General features: G+C 72.6%; 3 protein-coding genes and 1 pseudogene. All 4 read right to left on the bottom strand.

Features of this window, described 5'->3' with window-relative positions; genetic code table 11:
- Nucleotides 1-876: protein kinase (locus tag G6030_RS14930; RefSeq protein ID WP_182643661.1), on the bottom strand; the 876-nt coding region annotated here is incomplete at its 3' end.
- Nucleotides 873-2,345: a penicillin-binding transpeptidase domain-containing protein gene (locus tag G6030_RS14925; RefSeq protein WP_182643660.1), complete on the bottom strand. Its 1,473-nt coding sequence runs from the start codon at nt 2,343-2,345 to the stop codon at nt 873-875. The genes G6030_RS14925 and G6030_RS14930, both read right to left, overlap by 4 nt.
- A 7-nt stretch (nt 2,346-2,352) precedes the next feature.
- On the bottom strand, nt 2,353-3,729 hold the full coding sequence (locus G6030_RS14920; protein WP_241724383.1) for an FtsW/RodA/SpoVE family cell cycle protein: 1,377 nt from the start codon (nt 3,727-3,729) through the stop codon (nt 2,353-2,355).
- An 89-nt stretch (nt 3,730-3,818) separates the two neighbouring features.
- A pseudogene (locus G6030_RS14915) lies at nt 3,819-4,502 on the bottom strand (serine/threonine protein phosphatase); the annotation flags it as partial.

The raw sequence follows: 4,502 nt of genomic DNA, 5'->3' as shown, positions 1-4,502 counted from the left end.
GCCCGCGGCGGCGAGGAACGCACTCGGCGGGCGCGGGTCGCGGCCGGCCCGGATGTCGGCGACTGCCTCGGCGAAGGCCTCGCCGTCGGGGTAACGCCGCTCGGGGTCCTTGGACATCGCCTCGGCGATGACGCGCCGGACCGGGCCGGGCACCGACTCGGGCAGCGGCGCCGGGGTGTCGCGCACGTGCATCATCGCGACGCTCACTGGTGAGTCGGCGACGAACGGTCGCCGCCCGGCCAGACACTCGTAGCCCACCACGCCGAGGGAGTAGACGTCCCCGGCGGGCGAGGTCTCGTGTCCCATCGCCTGCTCGGGCGCGATGTACTGGGCGGTGCCCACGACCATCCCCGTCTGGGTGACGGCGGACGCGCCCATGGACTTGGCGATCCCGAAGTCGGTGAGCTTGACCTGACCCGTCGGCGTGATGAGGATGTTGCCCGGCTTGACGTCGCGGTGCACGAGCCCGATCGCGTGGGCGGCGTTGAGGGCGCGGCCGGTCTGCTCGAGCATGTCGAGCGTGTGGCGCAGGGGCAGCGTGCCCTCGCGCGCGAGGACGTCCGACAGCGGCTCGCCCACCACGAGTTCCATGACGAGGTAGGACAGCGGGCTACCGGAGGCGGGGTCGGTGATCTGGCCGTAGTCGTAGACGGTGGCGATCCCGGGATGGGAGATCCGCGCGGTGACCTTGGCCTCGGAGCGGAACCGCTCGACGAACTCGGGGTCGGAGGAGTACTCGGCCTTGAGGACCTTGACCGCGACGTGCCGGTCGAGGACGGAGTCGTCGGCCTCCCAGACCTGGCCCATCCCGCCCGTGGCGATGAGCCGCAGCAGACGGTAGCGCTGGGACAGCAGAGCCCCGGAGTTCAGGCTCACGGCGCGCCCCCGAGGAGGGCGCCCAGGACCTCGCGCCCGATGGGGGCGGCGTAGGTGGCGCCGACGGTGTCGCGGGTGATGCCGGGGCCGGACTCGATCGCCACGGCCACCGCCACGTCACGGCCGGGGGCGAAGGCGATGTACCAGGTATAGGGGATCGACGTGGAGGCGTCGACGCCGTGCTCGGCGGTGCCGGTCTTGGAGGCGATGGTCACCCCGGGCAGGCCGCCGCCGGCATTGGCCTCGGCGCCGATCATCATGTCGGTGAGGGTGGCGGCCTGGTCGTCGGTGAGGGCGCGGGCCGCGTCGCGGGGGGTGAAACCCTCGACGACGGAGAGGTCGGGCGCCGTCAGGGACTTGATCAGCTGCGGCTCCATGCGGACGCCGCCGTTGGAGACGGTCGCGGCGACCATGGCGCTCTGCAGGGTGGTCATGCGGACGTCGCTCTGGCCGATCGCGCTCATGGCGAGCTGGGCGGCGTCCTCCATCTGCCCGAGCCCGGACGGCGCGACGGGCACACCGAAGTCCTCCGGGGCGGTCCCGTCCACCCCGAACTTCTCGGCCATCTCGGTGAACGCCTCCGGGCCGATCTCCTGGCTCATCTCCACGAACGGGACGTTGCACGACAGTTCGAGCGCTGTGCGGAGGGTGACCGTGCCGCCGCCGCAGGTCTGGCCCGCGTAGTTCTGCAGGTAGGTGGCGGTGCCGGGCAGGAGGGTGCGGTCGGCGCCGGAGACGGGGGTGTCCGGACCCATGCCCTGCTCGAGGGCCGCGGCGGTGGTGATGACCTTCATCGTGGAGCCGGGCGGCAGGGCCTGCTGGGTGGCGTGGTTGAGCAGGGGCCGGTCGGGGCTCTGCTCGATGCGGGCCATCTCCGCCTCGCGCACGTCCGGGTCGGTGCTCGACAGGGCGCCCGGGTCGAAGGAGGGGCTGGAGGCCAGCGCGAGGACCTCGCCGGTCGACGGGCGCACGGCGGCGACGGAGCCGACGAACGGGCCCTGGCCGGCGCCGCGGCGGAGGGCGTCATAGGCGACGCGCTGGCCGACCGGGTCGAGGGTCAGCTCGACGGAGCCGCCCTGGGGCGTGCGGCCGGAGATGAGGCCGGTGATGCGCTGGGACAGCAGGCGCGGGTCGGAGCCGTTGAGGAAGGCGTCCTGGGACTGCTCGATCCCGGCGGTGGCGAACTGCAGCGAGTAGTAGCCGACGGTGGGGCCGAACACCTCGGGGTCGGTGGGGTAGGTGCGCTCGAACTCGAAACGCCCGTCCGACGGCAGGGACATGGCCAGCACGCGCCCGCCGGCGGTGATCTGTCCGCGCTGGCGGGAGTACTCGTCGAGGAGCATGCGGGTGTTGCGCGGGTCGGCGCGTAGTTCGTCGGCGCGGAAGACCTGCACCCAGGTGAGCTGGAGGAGGAGGGCCACCACCATGACCATGGCGGCCACGGCGACCCTGCGGATGGCGGCGTTCACGCGGCGCTCACCCGTTCCTCCGCCCCGGCAGCAGCCGCGGCGTGCGCATCAGGCCGGTGGCGGCCTCGGCGAGCGCCGGCGCCTGGCGCGGGGTGGGCATGGGCCGGCGCGCGTCGTTGGACAGGCGCAGCAGGATGGCCAGGAGGGCGTAGTTGGCGAGCAGGCTGGACCCGCCGTACGCCATGAACGGCAGGGTGAGGCCGGTCAGCGGGATGAGCGTGGACACGCCGCCCACCACGACGAACATCTGGATGGCCACGGTGAACGCCAGGCCCACGGCGACGAGCTTGCCGAAGCTGTCGCGGATGGTCAGCCCCACGCGGATGCCGCGCAGCACGAGGATCGCGTAGACCATCAGCACGGCGGACAGGCCGATGAGGCCGAACTCCTCGCCGATGGTGGAGGTGATGAAGTCGGTGTTGGCGAACGGCACCTGGTCGGGCCGGCCGTTGCCGAGCCCGGTGCCGCCCATCCCGCCGGAGGCCAGCCCGAACAGGGCCTGCGAGCTCTGGTAGCCGCCGGTGTCGAAGAACGCGAACGGGTCCTGCCAGATCTGGAACCGCACGCGGACGTGCCCGAACAGCGCGTAGGCGAGCACACCGCCGACCGCCACCAGCACCACGCCGATGAGCAGCCAGCTCACCCGCTCGGTGGCCACGTACAGCATGGTCAGCACGGTGGCGAACAGCAGCAGGCACATGCCGAGATCGGTGTTGAACACCAGCACGCCGAGCGACAGGAACCACGCCACGATGATGGGCCCGAGGTCGCGGGCGCGCGGCAGGTCCACCCCCAGCACGCGCTTACCGGCGGTGGTGAACAGTTCGCGCTTCTCCACGAGGATCGAGGCGAAGAAGATGATGAGCAGGATCTTGGCGAACTCACCGGGCTGGATGGTGAACCCGGGCAGGATGATCCAGTTCTTGGCGCCGTTGATCTCGGAGAACCGCCCGGGCAGCACGGCGGGGATCGCCAGCAGGACGAGCCCGGCGAACCCCATCGTGTACCCGTAGCGGGCCATGACCCGGTGGTCGCGCAGGAGGAACAGGACGGCGCCCATGACGCCGAGCCCGATGAACGTCCACAGCAACTGCCGGGTCACGTCCATGCCGGGCGGGTCGTTGCCGGCGGCCGCCGCGTTGGCGGCGTACGCCAGGTCGAGCCGGTAGATGAGCACGAGTCCGAGGCCGTTGAGCAGCGCGACGCCCGGCAGGAGCACGGGGTCGGCGTAGGGGGCGAGCCAGCGGATGAGCAGGTGGGCGCCGCCGGACAGGCCGAGGAACGCCAGCGTGATCCACAGCAGGGCCGGTGACAGTTCCTGCTCCTGGGCCAGCTGGACGAGCAGGAGCGCGAACCCGACGATCACCGACGCGGCGATGAGCAGGACGAGTTCCTTGCCCCGGCGCGGGTGGTCCGGGACCGTTCGCCCCCGGGGGTCCGACGCGGGAGAGGTCGATGCGGCGTTGGTCACGCTCAACTCACCGCCCGACAGGTCTCACCGGGCACGGGCGCCGGGCCGGTGGGGGGCGTGGGTGACTCGGCGGTATCGCCGGGGGACCGTGCGGGCTCACCCGTGGGCGCCCCGGGCGACGCGGGCGCGTCGGTGGGGGAGGAGGGCGACGACGGCGAGGTGCGCCCGTCGCGGTCCGGGTCCCGTGGCGCGGGCCCGCACACCGGCAGGAGATTGTCCTGCGCGAGGCGGGAGACCTGGGCGGTCGCCTCGGCGAGGCTGCCCGACGGCATGCCGGCGCGGACGGTCTCCCGGGCGGGTTCGCGCAGGTCGCCCAGGGTGAACACGTCGCACCCGGTGGGGATGGCGTCGGGGGAGTGCATCGTCAGGTCACCGTCGGTGGCCAGGCAGGCGACCTGGCTGACCGAGGCCAACGAGATGCCGAAGACCTCCCCGGAGATGCCCCTCTTCACCACGACCTGGTTGTCCTCCTCGGTGACGAAGTAGTTGCTGCGGACGAGCAGCGCCGACACGCCGACGATCCCGGCCAGCACCGCGAGGACCCCGACGACGCTCAACGCGAAACGCCATCTGCTGCCACGCGGCGGAGCGGGATCGCCCTCGTCGTCGCCCTCCGGCCCCGCCCCGGCGGCTCCGCGCCCCACGGCGGTCCCGTCGACCTCCCCGCCGCGCGAGGCGACCTGGGC

Source organism: Dietzia sp. E1, assembly GCF_014145015.1.
In the GTDB taxonomy this organism is placed as follows: domain Bacteria; phylum Actinomycetota; class Actinomycetes; order Mycobacteriales; family Mycobacteriaceae; genus Dietzia; species Dietzia cinnamea_A.
This window is presented reverse-complemented; position numbering and strand designations above follow the sequence as displayed.